13 protein-coding genes are annotated in these 13,246 nt (G+C 67.5%); 6 read left to right on the top strand and 7 right to left on the bottom strand.

The annotated features are described in order from the left end of the window. Nucleotides 1-38: 38 nt before the first annotated feature. Nucleotides 39-1,496 carry a lipopolysaccharide biosynthesis protein gene (locus tag IEV62_RS06105; RefSeq protein WP_188446149.1) on the top strand — a complete coding sequence of 486 codons (1,458 nt, stop codon included), beginning with the start codon at nt 39-41 and terminating at the stop codon, nt 1,494-1,496. A gap of 20 nt (nt 1,497-1,516) precedes the next feature. Here IEV62_RS06105 and purH read toward each other — a convergent pair whose 3' ends face one another. From purH to IEV62_RS06085, 4 genes are all read right to left on the bottom strand, one after another. Beyond that, nucleotides 1,517-3,082, bottom strand: coding sequence for a bifunctional phosphoribosylaminoimidazolecarboxamide formyltransferase/IMP cyclohydrolase (gene purH, locus IEV62_RS06100; protein ID WP_188445984.1), 1,566 nt, complete (start codon nt 3,080-3,082; stop codon nt 1,517-1,519). A 139-nt stretch (nt 3,083-3,221) separates the two neighbouring features. Next, nucleotides 3,222-4,979 (bottom strand): heparinase II/III family protein, encoded by a 1,758-nt coding sequence (locus IEV62_RS06095; protein ID WP_188445983.1) that lies wholly within the window; start codon nt 4,977-4,979, stop codon nt 3,222-3,224. After that, entirely contained in the window at nt 4,980-5,642 is a 663-nt protein-coding gene (rpe, locus tag IEV62_RS06090; protein WP_188445982.1) for a ribulose-phosphate 3-epimerase, read from the bottom strand. Between the two features lie 46 nt (nt 5,643-5,688). Continuing rightward, nucleotides 5,689-6,990: an RsmB/NOP family class I SAM-dependent RNA methyltransferase gene (locus IEV62_RS06085; protein WP_229732857.1), complete on the bottom strand. Its 1,302-nt coding sequence runs from the start codon at nt 6,988-6,990 to the stop codon at nt 5,689-5,691. Between the two features lie 101 nt (nt 6,991-7,091). On the opposite strand from IEV62_RS06085, the gene IEV62_RS06080 reads away from it, so the two are divergent. Continuing rightward, entirely contained in the window at nt 7,092-7,265 is a 174-nt protein-coding gene (locus IEV62_RS06080; RefSeq protein WP_188445981.1) for a DUF1674 domain-containing protein, read from the top strand. A gap of 143 nt (nt 7,266-7,408) precedes the next feature. On the opposite strand, the gene IEV62_RS06075 is transcribed toward IEV62_RS06080, so the two are convergent. Continuing rightward, entirely contained in the window at nt 7,409-8,392 is a 984-nt protein-coding gene (locus IEV62_RS06075) for an NAD(P)H-dependent glycerol-3-phosphate dehydrogenase (RefSeq protein ID WP_188445980.1), read from the bottom strand. Further along, on the bottom strand, nt 8,389-9,420 hold the full coding sequence (gene tsaD / locus IEV62_RS06070; protein ID WP_188445979.1) for a tRNA (adenosine(37)-N6)-threonylcarbamoyltransferase complex transferase subunit TsaD: 1,032 nt from the start codon (nt 9,418-9,420) through the stop codon (nt 8,389-8,391). The genes IEV62_RS06075 and tsaD overlap by 4 nt, the downstream gene beginning before the upstream one ends. Before the next feature lie 79 nt (nt 9,421-9,499). Between tsaD and hemC the strand changes: the two genes are divergently transcribed. Genes hemC through IEV62_RS06055 form a run of 3 tightly spaced genes read left to right on the top strand, consistent with a single transcriptional unit; the run spans nt 9,500 to nt 12,091 of the window. Beyond that, nucleotides 9,500-10,420 (top strand): hydroxymethylbilane synthase, encoded by a 921-nt coding sequence (gene hemC / locus IEV62_RS06065; protein WP_188445978.1) that lies wholly within the window; start codon nt 9,500-9,502, stop codon nt 10,418-10,420. After that, the gene (locus tag IEV62_RS06060) at nt 10,417-11,103 is read left to right on the top strand and encodes a uroporphyrinogen-III synthase (protein WP_188445977.1); all 687 of its coding nucleotides are present in this window, start codon (nt 10,417-10,419) and stop codon (nt 11,101-11,103) included. Before hemC ends, IEV62_RS06060 begins: the two co-directional genes overlap by 4 nt. Before the next feature lie 31 nt (nt 11,104-11,134). Further along, a complete protein-coding gene (locus IEV62_RS06055) occupies nt 11,135-12,091 on the top strand; it encodes a hypothetical protein (RefSeq protein ID WP_229732856.1) in 957 nt (318 codons plus the stop codon). Here IEV62_RS06055 and IEV62_RS06050 read toward each other — a convergent pair. After that, a complete protein-coding gene (locus IEV62_RS06050) occupies nt 12,088-12,885 on the bottom strand; it encodes a DUF72 domain-containing protein (protein ID WP_188445976.1) in 798 nt (265 codons plus the stop codon). The genes IEV62_RS06055 and IEV62_RS06050 overlap by 4 nt on opposite strands. Before the next feature lie 76 nt (nt 12,886-12,961). On the opposite strand from IEV62_RS06050, the gene IEV62_RS06045 reads away from it, so the two are divergent. Then, nucleotides 12,962-13,189 carry a hypothetical protein gene (locus tag IEV62_RS06045; protein WP_188445975.1) on the top strand — a complete coding sequence of 76 codons (228 nt, stop codon included), beginning with the start codon at nt 12,962-12,964 and terminating at the stop codon, nt 13,187-13,189. Nucleotides 13,190-13,246 lie beyond the last annotated feature (57 nt).

Below are 13,246 nucleotides of genomic sequence, written 5' to 3'. Positions count from 1 at the left end.
TTGCCAAGGGCGGCCGGACCAACATCATCGGGTTCGTCATGCGGCTCGTCGCGCGCTTGCCCTTCCTGTTCATCGCGGGGCGCCTGTACGGACCCGATACACTTGGCACCTTTGCGCGTGCGGTGCTGTTCGTCGAGGTGGCCTCGTTGCTGGCGACGTTCGGGCTGAAGCGTGGCCTGGCGCTCGCGATCGCCGAATCCGATCGACCGCATGTCCAGATCGTGTGGGATTGCCTGGTCGTCGCGGCGATTGCGTCAGGTTTTGCGAGCGCGATCCTGCTGCTGCTCCCCGATCTGATGTATCATGGCAGCGCCCCGACGCTGCTCGAACGGCTGTTGCCGTGCATTATCGTGGCGGGTGCTTGGTCCGACATCATGCTGGCCGCGCTGGCTTATCGCCGCAATATCCAGGCAACGGTCACCGCGCGCGCGATCATCGAACCCTGGACGATTTCGATCGCCGCCGGGTTGCTCTATCCGATCGCGCGGCATGACGGGCTGGTCATCGCTTACATGCTGTCGATGGTGGCGGCGTTGCTTGCGTCGTTCGTCCCGTTTGTGCGCAGTTATGGTGCGCCGGCCGGCTGGCGGTTGCACATCGGTCGTACGGTCGCGCTGATCCGCCGCAATGCGCCGCTCGCCGGGGCCGATGCGCTCGAATGGGGAACGCGCAACGTCGATCGCTCGATCCTGTTCTTGATGTTCGAACCGCGCATCGTCGGCATCTACTGGATGGCGCAGCAAGTCGCGTCGATTCCGGGTAAATTGAAGACCAGCTTCGATCCGATTCTCGGGCCGGTCATTACCTCGAGTCTTGCGCGCGGCGATACGGCGAGTGTGGCGAGCCAAGTGCGGCAAGTCGGCTTCTGGATCCTTGCCGCGCAGACCGGTCTCGCCCTGATGGGGTCGATCCCGGGCGAAGCGGTGATGGGTACCGTCGGCCCGCAATTCGTCGCAGGGACCGCTGCGCTTGCCTTCCTGCTGCTCGCCGAAGCCGCCGCATCGACCGGCGCGGTCTGCGAATCGGCGCTCGTCTACATCGCGCGCGTTCAGAATATGGCAATTTCGATCGGGATGCTGCTGTTCCAGGTGGGATTGAGCTACGCGCTGATCTACGCGATGCAAGCGCTTGGCTGGCCGGTGGCATATCAGGCGGCGGGGCCGGCGGCGGCATTGTTCGTGTCGGTCACGCTGACGTCGGTCATCAAATCCAACTATTTGGCGCGGCTGTTGCGGGCGCGTGTCGCTGGGTGGCGCTTGCCGATGCTCTGGGCGATCCTCGCCGCGGGCGCGGTCGGCGCCGCTTTCACCGCGCTGCCGCCGGAATATGAATGGGTCGAACTCGCGATCGGCGAGCCGGCGATTGCGGTGGTGTATTTGTTCGTGCTGTACCGCTTGGCGTTCAAGCCGGAAGACCGCGCGCTGTTCCGCCGGATGCCCGACGGCGTCACGCTACCGGCGGTCGGGCTCCGAGCGAGTAGCGAGGGCCACGGTTAGCTTCTGCCGTCGGCCGGCGCTCAGTGCCGAAAGTGGCGGACACCTGTGAACACCATCGCCAGCCCGGCGGCATCGGCGGCGGCGATTACCTCATCGTCGCGGATCGAGCCACCAGGCTGGATCACGGCCGTCGCGCCTGCTTCAACTGCAGCGAGCAACCCATCGGCAAACGGGAAGAACGCATCCGACGCGACCGCTGAACCGATCGTGCGCGGGGTCGCCCAGCCGGCCTTTTCCGCCGCGTCCTTCGCCTTCCATGCGGCGATGCGCGCGGATTCGAGCCGGTTCATTTGCCCCGCACCGATGCCGGCGGTGCTGCCGCCCTTGGCATAGACGATCGCGTTCGATTTGACGTGCTTGGCAATTGTCCAGGCAAAGCGGCAATCGGCGAGTTCTTCCGCGGTGGGTGCGCGCTTGGTCACGATTTGCAGATCGGGCGTGCTGGCATTGTCGCGCGTCTGGACCAGCCAGCCACCGGTGATCGCCTTGGCGAGCAGACCAGTGCGGGCGGGATCGGGCAAGTCGCCCGTCAGCAGCAAGCGGAGATTTTTCTTGGCGGCAAAGATCGTGATGGCTTCCTCATCGGCGTCGGGCGCGACGACGACTTCGGTGAAGATGCCGCTGATCGCGCGCGCGGTCGCACCGTCGAGCGCGCGATTGAGCGCGATGATCCCGCCAAACGCCGACACCGTGTCGCACGCAAAGGCGGCGGCATAGGCTTCGGCCAGCGTCGCGCCGGTGGCCACGCCGCACGGGTTGGCGTGCTTGACGATGACACAGGTCGGCGCGGCCTCGCGAAATTCGCTGATGAGATCGAGCGCGGCGTCGGCGTCGTTGAGGTTGTTGTAGCTGAGGTCCTTGCCCTGCACTTGTCGCGCCTGGCCAATGCCGCGCGCATTGGCCCCTGTGGCAGTGTAGAAGGCGGCGGACTGGTGCGGGTTTTCACCATAGCGGAGCGCCTGCCCGCGCTTGAGCGTCAGCGGCAGCGTTTCGGGGAAGGCCTCGCCCTGATCGGCAAAGGCGAACCACTGCGCGATTGCCGAATCATACGCCGCGGTGCTGGCATAGGCCTTGGCGGCGAGGCGACGGCGATCGGCGAGCGTGGTGCTGCCCATCGCCACCAGCGCATAGTCGGCCGGATCGGTGACGATCGCGACGAACGCGTGGTTCTTCGCCGCCGAACGCACCATCGACGGGCCGCCGATATCGATATTCTCGACGATCTCGTCGCGCGCCGCGCCCTTCGCGACCGTTGCCTCGAACGGGTAGAGATTGACGACGACCAGATCGATCGCACCGATGCCATGTTCCTCCATCGATGCGACATGCGCGGGATCGTCGCGGACCGCGAGCAAGCCGCCATGCACCACCGGGTGGAGCGTCTTCACGCGCCCGTCCATCATCTCGGGGAAGCCGGTCAGCTCGCTAATGTCACGCACCGCAAGGCCAGCATCGCGCAATGCCTTGGCGGTGCCGCCGGTCGAGACCAATTCGACACCCTGGTCAGCCAGACTACGGGCGAGATCGACGATCCCGGTCTTGTCGGACACCGACAGAAGCGCGCGACGGATGGGGATGCTGGTCATACGGAATGGTCCCAAATTGCCTCAGCGTGTCGAACGGCTGCTTGCGCTGCGCCGCGGCGCTTGCGGAGATCAGGGCTTCGACAGGCTCAGCCCGAACGGTGGTAGTGATGCGCGTCCCTGCCTCGTCCGCCAGAAAGTTTCAACCGGCGCGCTTCAAGGCCCAGCTGACACTTGCACCGCCCGCAGGCGATTCGCCGGTGACCACGAGCTGCATCGTGGCATGCGGGCGGCCATCGGCATCGATCCACACGCTTTCCTCGACCGCGAGGCCGCCGCCGCGGCAGCGATATTGCCACAGACCGCCACCGGGGAGCCGCAACAGCGCCGCCTGGCCGTCGGCGGTGGGCGAAACCTGCACGCCGAGTCCGAGATGGAAACGGATCGCAAACCCCGTCGCGACCAGCTTGCGGCGCTTGGTCGCCGGGAGCAACAAATCCTCGCCGCGCAGCTCGCGACCGTCGCTCGCCAGCACCAATTGCCGGCGGTGCAGGAACCCGAAGCGGCGGGCATAGCCGTCATGGCTCGCCTCGATCCGGCTCGATCCGTCGCTTTCCTGGCGCGCCAGCTCGACCTCGCCCACGCCGCGCCCGAGCGTGCCGTCGGCGTGGATCGCGGTCGAATTGCTGTCACCCACGATCAGCGTCGAATGCGCCGCCGTGGTGCGTAGGCCCTCGGCCAGCGCGAGCGGGAGTTGTGCCACGCCGGCGCGCGCGCCGCCGCAATTGACGACGATGCGGTTGGGGCCATCGGAAAATTCGAACGCAAGCGTTGAGGCGCAACCGCCCTCGACCAGCCGTGCGACCGGCGGCGGTGCTGCATCGAGGATCGCGATCGCCGATCCTGCGGCGAGCCGCTGATAGCCCCACTCGCGCGCCTGGCGAAGCGGGCGGGTGCGGACGCCGCTCGCCTGGATGATTTGGTCGAGCAGCTCCACCCCGATCGGCGCGCCGCCCTGCCAGCTCCCGACATCGCGGTCACCGAGACACACGCCGAGTAGTGCTGGGACGAGCGCTTGGAGCGCATTGCCGACGCTCGCCGGTGGCTCGAGCCGCCGCGCGGCATAGACCTCGCGCAATTGCGTCAGCAGCATCAGCAAATCGACTTGTGCCGCGGGTGCACGCGCGACATTGCCGCCATCGTCGAAAATCGACGCTGAGAGCGCCTTGGTCAGCGCCGCTTCGGTTGCGCCGCGCCGCGCCTCGCCGCCGGGAATCAGCAACCCCGCCGCGACCACGCCGCACAACGCCGCGATGCGCGGTGCGCCGGGGGCGACCTTCTCTGCGCCGCGATCAATATGGCGCGCGCCGCGCGCCAGCGCGTTGAGCACGCGGCTGCGATAGACCAGATCGGTCGAGGAGAGGATCAGCGGCGCATGCGCGGTCCAGAACAGGATGCGGCGGCCCCACAAATCGGCGCGCCATGCCGGCTCGCTGACCGTATCGGCATGCGCGTCGAGCCAGCACCGCATCAGCGCTTCGGCAACCGGCGTCGCTTGCGCGCGCGTCGCGACGGTCGACAAGTCGCGCAGCCACGAAAAGCCGTGGAGATAGTCGGCAAAGGCCTTCGAAAAATCGGGTTTTGCCAGATCGAGCGCCTCAACCGCGCGGCTTTCTCCGCGAAAGGTCAATATCCCGCCAAGCAACGCATTGCCGCGCCGCACATCGCCGAGAAACGGATCGTCGGGTACGGCGATGAGCTTCAACGGATGGCGTCCCTTCAACCGCATGTCGTGGATCGGCGTGCGCCACGTCAGACGATGAAAGCGTTCCGAAAGCCGCTCGGCAAGCGATAATCCCTTGTCGCCACCCGACCGGATCAGGCGCTTGCCCTCATCGATGCTGTCGCCGCCGCCGGTCTCGTTGGGCGCGCGCGCTCCGGGGGACGACAGGTCGTTCATCTACCCGCGCAGGCCCGCGATATTGGCGGCATAGGCATTCGGGCCACCGCGGAAGGTCGCCGTTCCCGCGACCAGCGCATCGGCCCCCGCCGCAATCGCGCGCGGCGCGGTTACGCGGTCGATCCCGCCATCGACTTCAAGGTCGATCGTATAGCCGCCTTTGTCGATCATCTTGCGCACCGCTTCGATCTTGCGCAGCGAACTTTCGATGAACGCTTGCCCGCCGAAACCGGGATTGACGCTCATGATCAGCACCAGATCGACCTCTTCGAGCAGATAATCGAGCGCCTTGGCCGGCGTCTGCGGCGTCAGCACCACGCCCGCGCGCTTGCCGAGCGACCGGATATGCTGAAGGCTGCGGTGCGTATGTGGCCCGGCCTCGACATGGACGCTGATCGTGTCGGCCCCGGCTTCGGCAAAGGCATCGAGATACAGGTCGACCGGCGCGATCATCAGATGCACGTCGAGCGGCTTGGTCGTGTGTGGGCGGATCGCCTTGACGACCGCCGGGCCGATCGAGATGTTGGGCACGAAATGCCCGTCCATTACGTCGACATGGATCCAGTCGGCCCCGGCCAAATCGATCGCGCGGATCTCCTCGCCCAGTTTCGCAAAATCGGCGGAGAGGATCGACGGGGCGATGCGGACGGGAAGCTGCGACATAAGCGGATAGCCTCTAGCATGACACTGCGACCGGGCAAGGGACGGATTATGCGGTGCGCCGCAGTCGCGCGATGAAGAAGCCATCATTGCCGCCGGGATCGATCATGCCGGGCAGCGTGCGCAGCCATCCGCCGGGGTTTGGCGTCATCCCGACCGGCAGTTCCTCCGGAGTGATCGGGACAAGGCTGTAGTCCGCGCGTGCGGCGAGGAATTTGGTCAATTGCTCCTCGCCCTCGGCCGGTTCGAGCGAGCAGGTCGCGAACACCAGCAGCCCGCCCGGTTTCACCCAATCGGCGGCGCGGGCGAACAGTTTGGCCTGGAGCGCGGCCAGTTCGCTGATCTGCGACGGGCGGACGCGGTGGAGCACGTCGGGGTGGCGGCGGAAGATGCCGGTCGCGCTGCACGGTGCATCGAGCAACACCGCATCGACGGGGGCGGGCGGCGACCATAGCAAGAGATCGGCGACGATCACCTCTGCGGTGAGCTGCGTGCGTTCGAGATTTTCGTGAAGTCGCGCCAGACGACTTTCCGAGGAGTCGACCGCAGTCACGCTCCAGCCGGCGCTGGCGAGCTGCATCGTCTTGCCGCCGGGGGCCGCGCACAGATCGAGCACGCTGCCGGGTCCAGCGCCGATCAACCGCGCCGGGAGCGAGGCGGCAATGTCCTGCACCCACCAGCTTCCCGCTTCGAATCCAGGCAATTCGGGGACATGTGCCGAGTCGAGCCGGACATGACCGGGCAGCAAAGACACGCCGCCCAGCGCGTCGGCCATCGCCGCCGTCGTCGCGGGATCGGCGAGCGTCAGGTCGAGCGGCGGGGGCACGGCCATCGCGCGTTCGGCCGCCTCGATCCCGTCATCGCCCCACGCCGCGTGCCAGCGGATCGCGACCGGATCGGGCAGCGTCGGTTGTTCGGGCAATTGATCGCCACCGCGCGAGATCGTGCCGAACACGCCGTGGACGAGTTTGCGTGGGCCTCCATCGACCAACGGCAGCACGGTCGAGATCGCGGCATGCGGCGGCGTGCCGAGCGACAGCGCCTGGACGAGCGCGATGCGCAGCGCGAAACGCGCCTTGGCATCATCGGGCAGCCGCGTCTTGGTCGCCGAATCGATCAGCGCGTCGAGATCGGGCAAGCGCCGCAGCACCTCGGCGGCGATGGCGTGCGCCAGCGCGCGGTCGTCGCTGCGCTCGATCCCCGCCGTCGCGCGTCCGATCGCGGCTTCTAGCGGGAGACCCTGGCGCAAGACGGCGTCGAGCAGCCTGAGCGCGGCGCGGCGTGCGGGGACGCCGGGCGGATCAACCGGGTCGGGCTTTGGCATGTAGCGGCGGGGCGGGGGCAGGGTCATCGCTGGTTCGTCATATTTGGAGTCTCTAGGGCTTGAACGCCTCGGGCGGGAGGCCGATGTGGCGTGGGTGCACTATACCGTGCCGCCATCAGGAAACCTCCATGGCCCGTCGCCCGCCACATGTGAAGCCACCCGCCTATCTCAGCGCCAATCCGCCGGTGCCGCAGCCCGAACCCACACCGGTGAAAACGCAAAGCGCAAAGGGCGATCCCGACGGGCTCGATCCGACGCGTTATGGTGACTGGGAATTCAAGGGGATCGCGATCGACTTTTAGGGCGAAGGTCGATCCCAAATCCCGTCACCCCGGCCTTGTGCCGGGGTCCTCTGGGCAACGGGCGATGTGGAATTCAACGCGCAGGGCCCGCCAAGCCGCTTGGTGGACCCCGGCACAAGGCCGGGGCGACGATGTTCGGGAAATCACTCCCGCGTCAGCGGTCGCGCCAGCAACGCTTCGATGACCGAACCGACATCGCGCCCGTCAAGCAGATCGCACACGGCCTCGACCACTGGCATCGCGACGCCCGCCGCCGCGGCCGCCTCGCGCAGCACCGGCGCGGTGAATGCCCCCTCCGCGACGGTGAGGCGATCGGCGAGCAAATCGGCGGCACGCTTGCCCTGACCAAGCCCCATGCCGAGCGAGAAGTTGCGCGAACTGGTCGACGAGCACGTCAACACCAGATCGCCGAGGCCCGACAGGCCGCTCAAGGTTTCGGCACGCGCCCCACGCGCGAGGCCGAAGCGCGTCATCTCGGCAAAACCGCGCGCGATCAGCGCCGCGCGGGCATTCTGGCCAAGCCCAGCCCCCTCGACCACGCCGCACGCTATCGCGAGGACGTTCTTCACCGCCCCGCCAATCTCCGCGCCGATCAGATCATTCGAGACATAAGGCCGCAAAGTTGGCCGTGCGATCAGCTTGGCTAGCTCGTTCGCAAGTCCCTCGTCTTCGGCTGCCAAGGTGACAGCGGTCGGCAGACCAGTGGCAACTTCGTGCGCGAACGTTGGTCCAGAAAGAACGGCGATGGGCGATCCCGCATTCGCTTCAGCCGCCACCTCGTGCAGTAGTAAATGGCTACCGGCCTCGATTCCCTTGGAGCACAAGATCAGCGGTTGGCCGTGCTTCGGCATATCGCTGGTCAGTGCCCCGCGCATGAACTGTGCAGGCGTTACGACCAGCACCGCTGACGCTTCACCCACCCAACTCATGTCGCTTACGGCGATGATTGAGGGCGAAAGCGCGACGCCCGGCAAAAAAGCAGGGTTCTCGCGATCTCGATTGATGCTCTCGATGACATCCTGCTCGCGCGCCCAAAGGCGGACCTCGGTTCCATCCGCTCCCAACACTTGCGCAAGGGCGGTTCCCCAAGCCCCCGCGCCGACTATCCCGATTACTGGACTATTCACGCCTTCACCCCCGCCCCGCGCACCGCTTCCGCGCCCGGATCGAGCGGCCAGCGCGGGCGGGCGGCGACGTCGAGCGGATCGGTCAGGCCGGCGGCGAAACGTTCCGCGCCGGCCCAGCCGATCATCGCGGCGTTATCGGTACACAGCCACAAAGGCGGGGCGACGAAGCGCAGGCCATGCGCGCTAGCCAGCCCGGACAGGGCCGTGCGGACGGCGGTGTTGGCGGCGACTCCGCCAGCGACGACTAGCGCCGTGACCTTGCCCGCTTGCCCCAACGCGCGCACGGTGCGGTCGATCAGGCAATCGACCACCGCCGCCTGGAACGATGCGGCGATATCCTCGACCGCCCACGTCTTGGCGTCATGCGCGCGCACCACCGCGCTTTTCAGACCGGCAAAGGAGAAATGGGGCTCGGGCGAACCCTTCAACGGGCGCGGCAAGGGCACGATCGCGTGCCCGAGCGCTGCCGCCACCTCGACCGCCGGGCCGCCGGGGAAACCGAGGCCCAGCACCTTGGCGGTCTTGTCGAACGCTTCGCCGGCCGCATCGTCGATCGTGGTGGCGAGGCGGCGATAGCGCGCGACGCCCTCGACCAGCAGCAACTGGCAATGCCCGCCCGAGACAAGCAACAGCAGATAGGGAAACTCCAGATCGGGGTCGGACAGACGCGGGCTGAGCGCATGCCCCTCAAGATGATTGACCGCGATCAGCGGCTTGCCCGCCGCATGCGCCAGCGCTTTGCCGGTGACCAGCCCGACCATCACCCCACCGATCAACCCCGGCCCCGCCGTCGCCGCGACCGCATCGACGTCGGCCAGCGTAACGCCAGCATCGGCCAGCGCCGCCGCGATCAGCGGGCTCAACATTTCGACATGCGCGCGCGCGGCGATTTCCGGCACCACGCCGCCATAGGGCCGATGCGCCGCCTCCTGCCCCGCAAGGCGGTGCGCCAGGATGCGGCGATCCGAGGTGACGAGGGCGGCGGCGGTTTCGTCGCAGCTCGATTCAAGGCCGAGAATGAGTGCCATTGCTGCCCCTTAGCGGGTCGGAGGCGGCTTGTCGAAATCGGGCGAGTTCGCCAAGGTGACGGGAAAAGGGAGGGATCGCTTGACGCAACCACAGTTGAAGCTCGGCACGCGCGGATCGCCGCTCGCGCTCGTCCAGGCCAATATGGTGCGAGACGCGCTGTGCACCGCGCATGGCTGGGACATTGCGGGAATCGAGATCGTGCCGATCAAGACGACCGGGGACCGCGTGCAGGACGTTGCGCTCGCCGAGATTGGCGGCAAGGCACTGTGGACCAAGGAACTCGACCGTGCGCTGCTGACGGGCGAGATCGATTTCGCGGTGCATTCGATGAAGGATGTCGAGACCGTGCGCCCGGTCGAGATCACGATCGCCGCGATGCTGCCGCGCGCCGATGTGCGCGACCGGCTGATCGGCGCGCCGAGCATCGCCAGCCTTCGCCAGGGGGCGGTGATCGGCACCAGCTCGCCGCGCCGCGTCGCGCAGCTGAAGCGGATGCGCCCTGATTTTGAGACCGTGCTGTTCCGCGGCAATGTCGATACGCGTCTCGCCAAGGTGGCAGCAGGCGACGTCGATGCGTCGATGCTGGCGGCGGCGGGGCTCGATCGGCTCGGCCGCCCCGATGTCGGGGTCGGAATCGAGACCGACGTCATGCTGCCGGCCCCTGCGCAAGGCGCGGTCGGGATCGAGGCGCGCGCCGCGGACGATCGGATGCTCGGCTGGCTCGCGGCGATCGATCATGAGGCGACGCATTTGTGCGTGCTGGTCGAACGCGCCTTGCTCGCCGCGCTCGTGGCGGATTGCCACTCGCCCGTCGCCGCCTTGGCGGTGATCGAAGACGATCTCGTCTGGATGCGCGCCGAACTCTTTGCCGAGGATGGCAGCGCGCATGTCGCGGGAGAGATTCGCGGTGCAGCGGATGACGGCACGCTTGCCGAACGCCTCGCCGCCGATTTGCTGGAGCGCGCGCCGGAACTGGTGCGGCGGCTGTTCGCAGCGTGACGCAGCGGCTGGCGGTGCTGCGGCCCGAGCCGGGCCATGCCGCCACGCGCGCGCGGGCTGAGGCCGCCGGGTTCGAAACCGTCTCCCTGCCGCTCTTTGCGGTGCAGGCGCTGGCGTGGGAGGTGCCGCCCGCCGCCGCCTTTGATGCGCTGATCCTCACCAGCGCGAACGCCGTGCGCTTTGCTGGGGCGGAACTCGCCGGTCTGACGAGCCTTCCGGTACTGGCGGTCGGCCCGCACACGGCGGCGGCGGCGCAGGCGGCGGGGTTTGACGTCATGGCGACCGGTCGCGGCGACGGTGCCGAAATCGCCGCGGTGGCGGAGGCGCACGGCGTGTCGCGCGCGCTGCATCTGACCGGGCGTGACCGTACGCTTTCGGCAGGCGGGCCGATCGCGCGGGTGATCGCGGTGTATGAAAGTGCCGCAATGGCGGTTGACCCCGCGCGGCTCACGGATTTGATTGGATCGACCGTCTTGTTGCACTCAGCGCGAGCTGCGCGGCGGCTGGCGGAGCTGCTCGACGCGGCAGCGATCGACCGCGCGCGCATCGCCATTACCGCGTTCAGCCCCGCGATCGCCGCTGCCGCCGGGCGCGGTTGGGCAGCGTGTGCCAGCGCCGCCACGCCCGATGACGCCGCGCTGTTCGTGGCGGCGCGCAGCATCGCCGGCCAGCAGGGGCGTTGACCGGCTGCGCCACGACCCCGATAAGGCGGGCATGGACGACCCCACCCCCCCGGTCCCCGAACCTGCCGCGGTGCCACTCCCGCCGATGACATCTCGCGTGCCGCCGACGTTCGCGCCACCACCGCCTCCGCCTGCTTCCAGCGGCATGGGCTGGCGGATGGGTGTGGCGCTCGGGCTGATCGCGTTTTTGGTTGGCGTTGGCGTCGCGGCATTCGTGCTCAACAAATTCGCCCGCACAAGTGAGGCCAAGCCCGTCGCGACCGTGACCGTGCCGGTTGGTGCTAATGGCCAGGCACCGGTGGTGATCGTGCCGAGCAAGGCCGGCGCCGCGGTGCCGGCGATCGACTTGGCCGCGCTGTCGACACGGCAAGCCGAACTCGCGGCGAAGCTCGGCGATCTTGAGATTCGCGCCGGAACGATCGACCACGATGCACAGCGCGCGTCCGCTTATGCCACGCGCAGTGAGGGGTTGATGGTGGCGTTTGCCGCACGCCGTGCGCTTGATCGCGGACTCAATCTCGGTTTTCTTGAGGACCAGCTGCGCAGCCGTTTCGGTGGTACGCAGCCTGCCGCCGTCGCCACGGTGCTGCAAGCGGCGCGCGCGCCGGTGACGCTCGAGGACCTGCGCGCCGGCCTCGACGGCATCGCGCCGGAATTGATGACCGGTGCCGCGACGATCGGCTGGTGGCAAAGTTTGCGCTCCGAAATCGGCAATCTCGTCGTCTTGCGCCGCGCCGGCACGCCCTCGCCGCTGCCGGTCGATCGCGTGGCCCGCGCGCGGCGCTTGATCGAAGCGGGGCAAGTCGAAGCGGCGCTGGCGGAAGTGTCGCGCACCCCCGGCGCGGAACAGGCGGAAAGCTGGAGTGCCGCAGCGCGGCGCTATATCGGCGCGCGGCGCGCGCTCGACACGATCGAAAGCGCCGCGATCCTCGCGCCGGGCGGCGATGCGGCACCGGTCCCGCGATCCGCTCCAGCCGGTACGCGCTAAGCGCGGACGCGCTCGATCAATGCCATCGCGCCTGCAGGCGCGCGCACTTTCGCACCGTTGATGAAGAAGACGAACGTCTCGCACGGCGTAACCGGTGCCGGAACGGCGACATAGGGGAACCCCTCGGGCGCGCCGCCATGCGCCCAAATCCGGGCGGCACCGGCCCAGCGATCCAGTGCAGCAGGCGCATAGCCTGCGGGTTCGTCCTCGACCGCCGCCTCGAGCCGCGCATAGACGAAATCACCGCTGACATCGGCAAGTGCCGGGTAGTCGGCCGAATCGGCATAGACGATCGCCACCCCGGCGGCGCGCGCCAGCGCGACGAATTCGGGCACGCAAAAGCTTTCATGTCGCACCTGCACCGCATGGCGCAGCGCGACGCCGTCCTGGCTTGCGGGTAACAGCTTCAGGAACGCCCCGAAATCATCCGGATCGAACTTTTTGGTTGCCATGAATTGCCACAGGATCGGGCCCAGGCGGTCGCCAAGCTCGACAATCCCTTGCCCGGTAAAGCGCGCGATCGATTCGCCCGCCTCCGCCAGCACCTTGCGATTGGTACAGAAGCGTGATGCCTTCAGCGTGAAGACGAAGCCGTCGGGCACTGCCTTAGCCCAGGCCGCGAAGGTCGCGGGCTTTTGCGAGGAATAATAGGTGCCGTTGACCTCGATCGCGGTGAGTTTGCTCCCCGCATATTCCAGCTCGCGCTTGATCGGCCATTTGTCCGGAAAGAACACGCCGCGCCATGGCGCGTACGTCCAGCCGCCAATGCCGATTCGGATTTCGCCTGTTGTCATGCGGCCAAGGCTAACCGACAACGCTCCCCAACGAAACCGTAACCGAAACCGCGTGAGAGACGAATGACGATCCGGAATGCCCGTGCGGGCCACTGAGGCAGAACTCAGGACGCTGATGGTCGGCGGCCTGTCGGGCGAGGCGACTGCGCAGCGCAAGCTGTTGCAGGCACTGGCCCCGGTGCTGCGCGCGTTTTTCGCGCGACGGCTGCGCGGGGCCGATGATGATGTCGAGGATTTGGTGCAGGACAGTTTGATCGGGCTTTGTTGCATAACGTCGCGAGAGCATAACCGCGCTTTTACTTGAAGATGTTATGAGAGGCGGACGGTCACCGGTGTTCCTATTTCGGAGAAGCGATTCAGG

The organism is Sphingomonas psychrolutea, assembly GCF_014636175.1.
Lineage (GTDB): Bacteria > Pseudomonadota > Alphaproteobacteria > Sphingomonadales > Sphingomonadaceae > Sphingomonas > Sphingomonas psychrolutea.
This window is presented reverse-complemented; position numbering and strand designations above follow the sequence as displayed.

Coding starts and splice junctions, on each gene's coding strand:
- IEV62_RS06050 (WP_188445976.1), bottom strand. CDS start 12,885: ATGACAACAGGCGAAATCCGAATCGGCATTGGCGGCTGGACGTACGCG.
- IEV62_RS06080 (WP_188445981.1), top strand. CDS start 7,092: ATGGCCCGTCGCCCGCCACATGTGAAGCCACCCGCCTATCTCAGCGCC.
- IEV62_RS06105 (WP_188446149.1), top strand. CDS start 39: ATGCGGCTCGTCGCGCGCTTGCCCTTCCTGTTCATCGCGGGGCGCCTG.
- rpe (WP_188445982.1), bottom strand. CDS start 5,642: ATGTCGCAGCTTCCCGTCCGCATCGCCCCGTCGATCCTCTCCGCCGAT.
- purH (WP_188445984.1), bottom strand. CDS start 3,082: ATGACCAGCATCCCCATCCGTCGCGCGCTTCTGTCGGTGTCCGACAAG.
- IEV62_RS06045 (WP_188445975.1), top strand. CDS start 12,962: ATGCCCGTGCGGGCCACTGAGGCAGAACTCAGGACGCTGATGGTCGGC.
- IEV62_RS06055 (WP_229732856.1), top strand. CDS start 11,135: ATGGACGACCCCACCCCCCCGGTCCCCGAACCTGCCGCGGTGCCACTC.
- IEV62_RS06095 (WP_188445983.1), bottom strand. CDS start 4,979: ATGAACGACCTGTCGTCCCCCGGAGCGCGCGCGCCCAACGAGACCGGC.
- IEV62_RS06085 (WP_229732857.1), bottom strand. CDS start 6,990: ATGACCCTGCCCCCGCCCCGCCGCTACATGCCAAAGCCCGACCCGGTT.
- tsaD (WP_188445979.1), bottom strand. CDS start 9,420: ATGGCACTCATTCTCGGCCTTGAATCGAGCTGCGACGAAACCGCCGCC.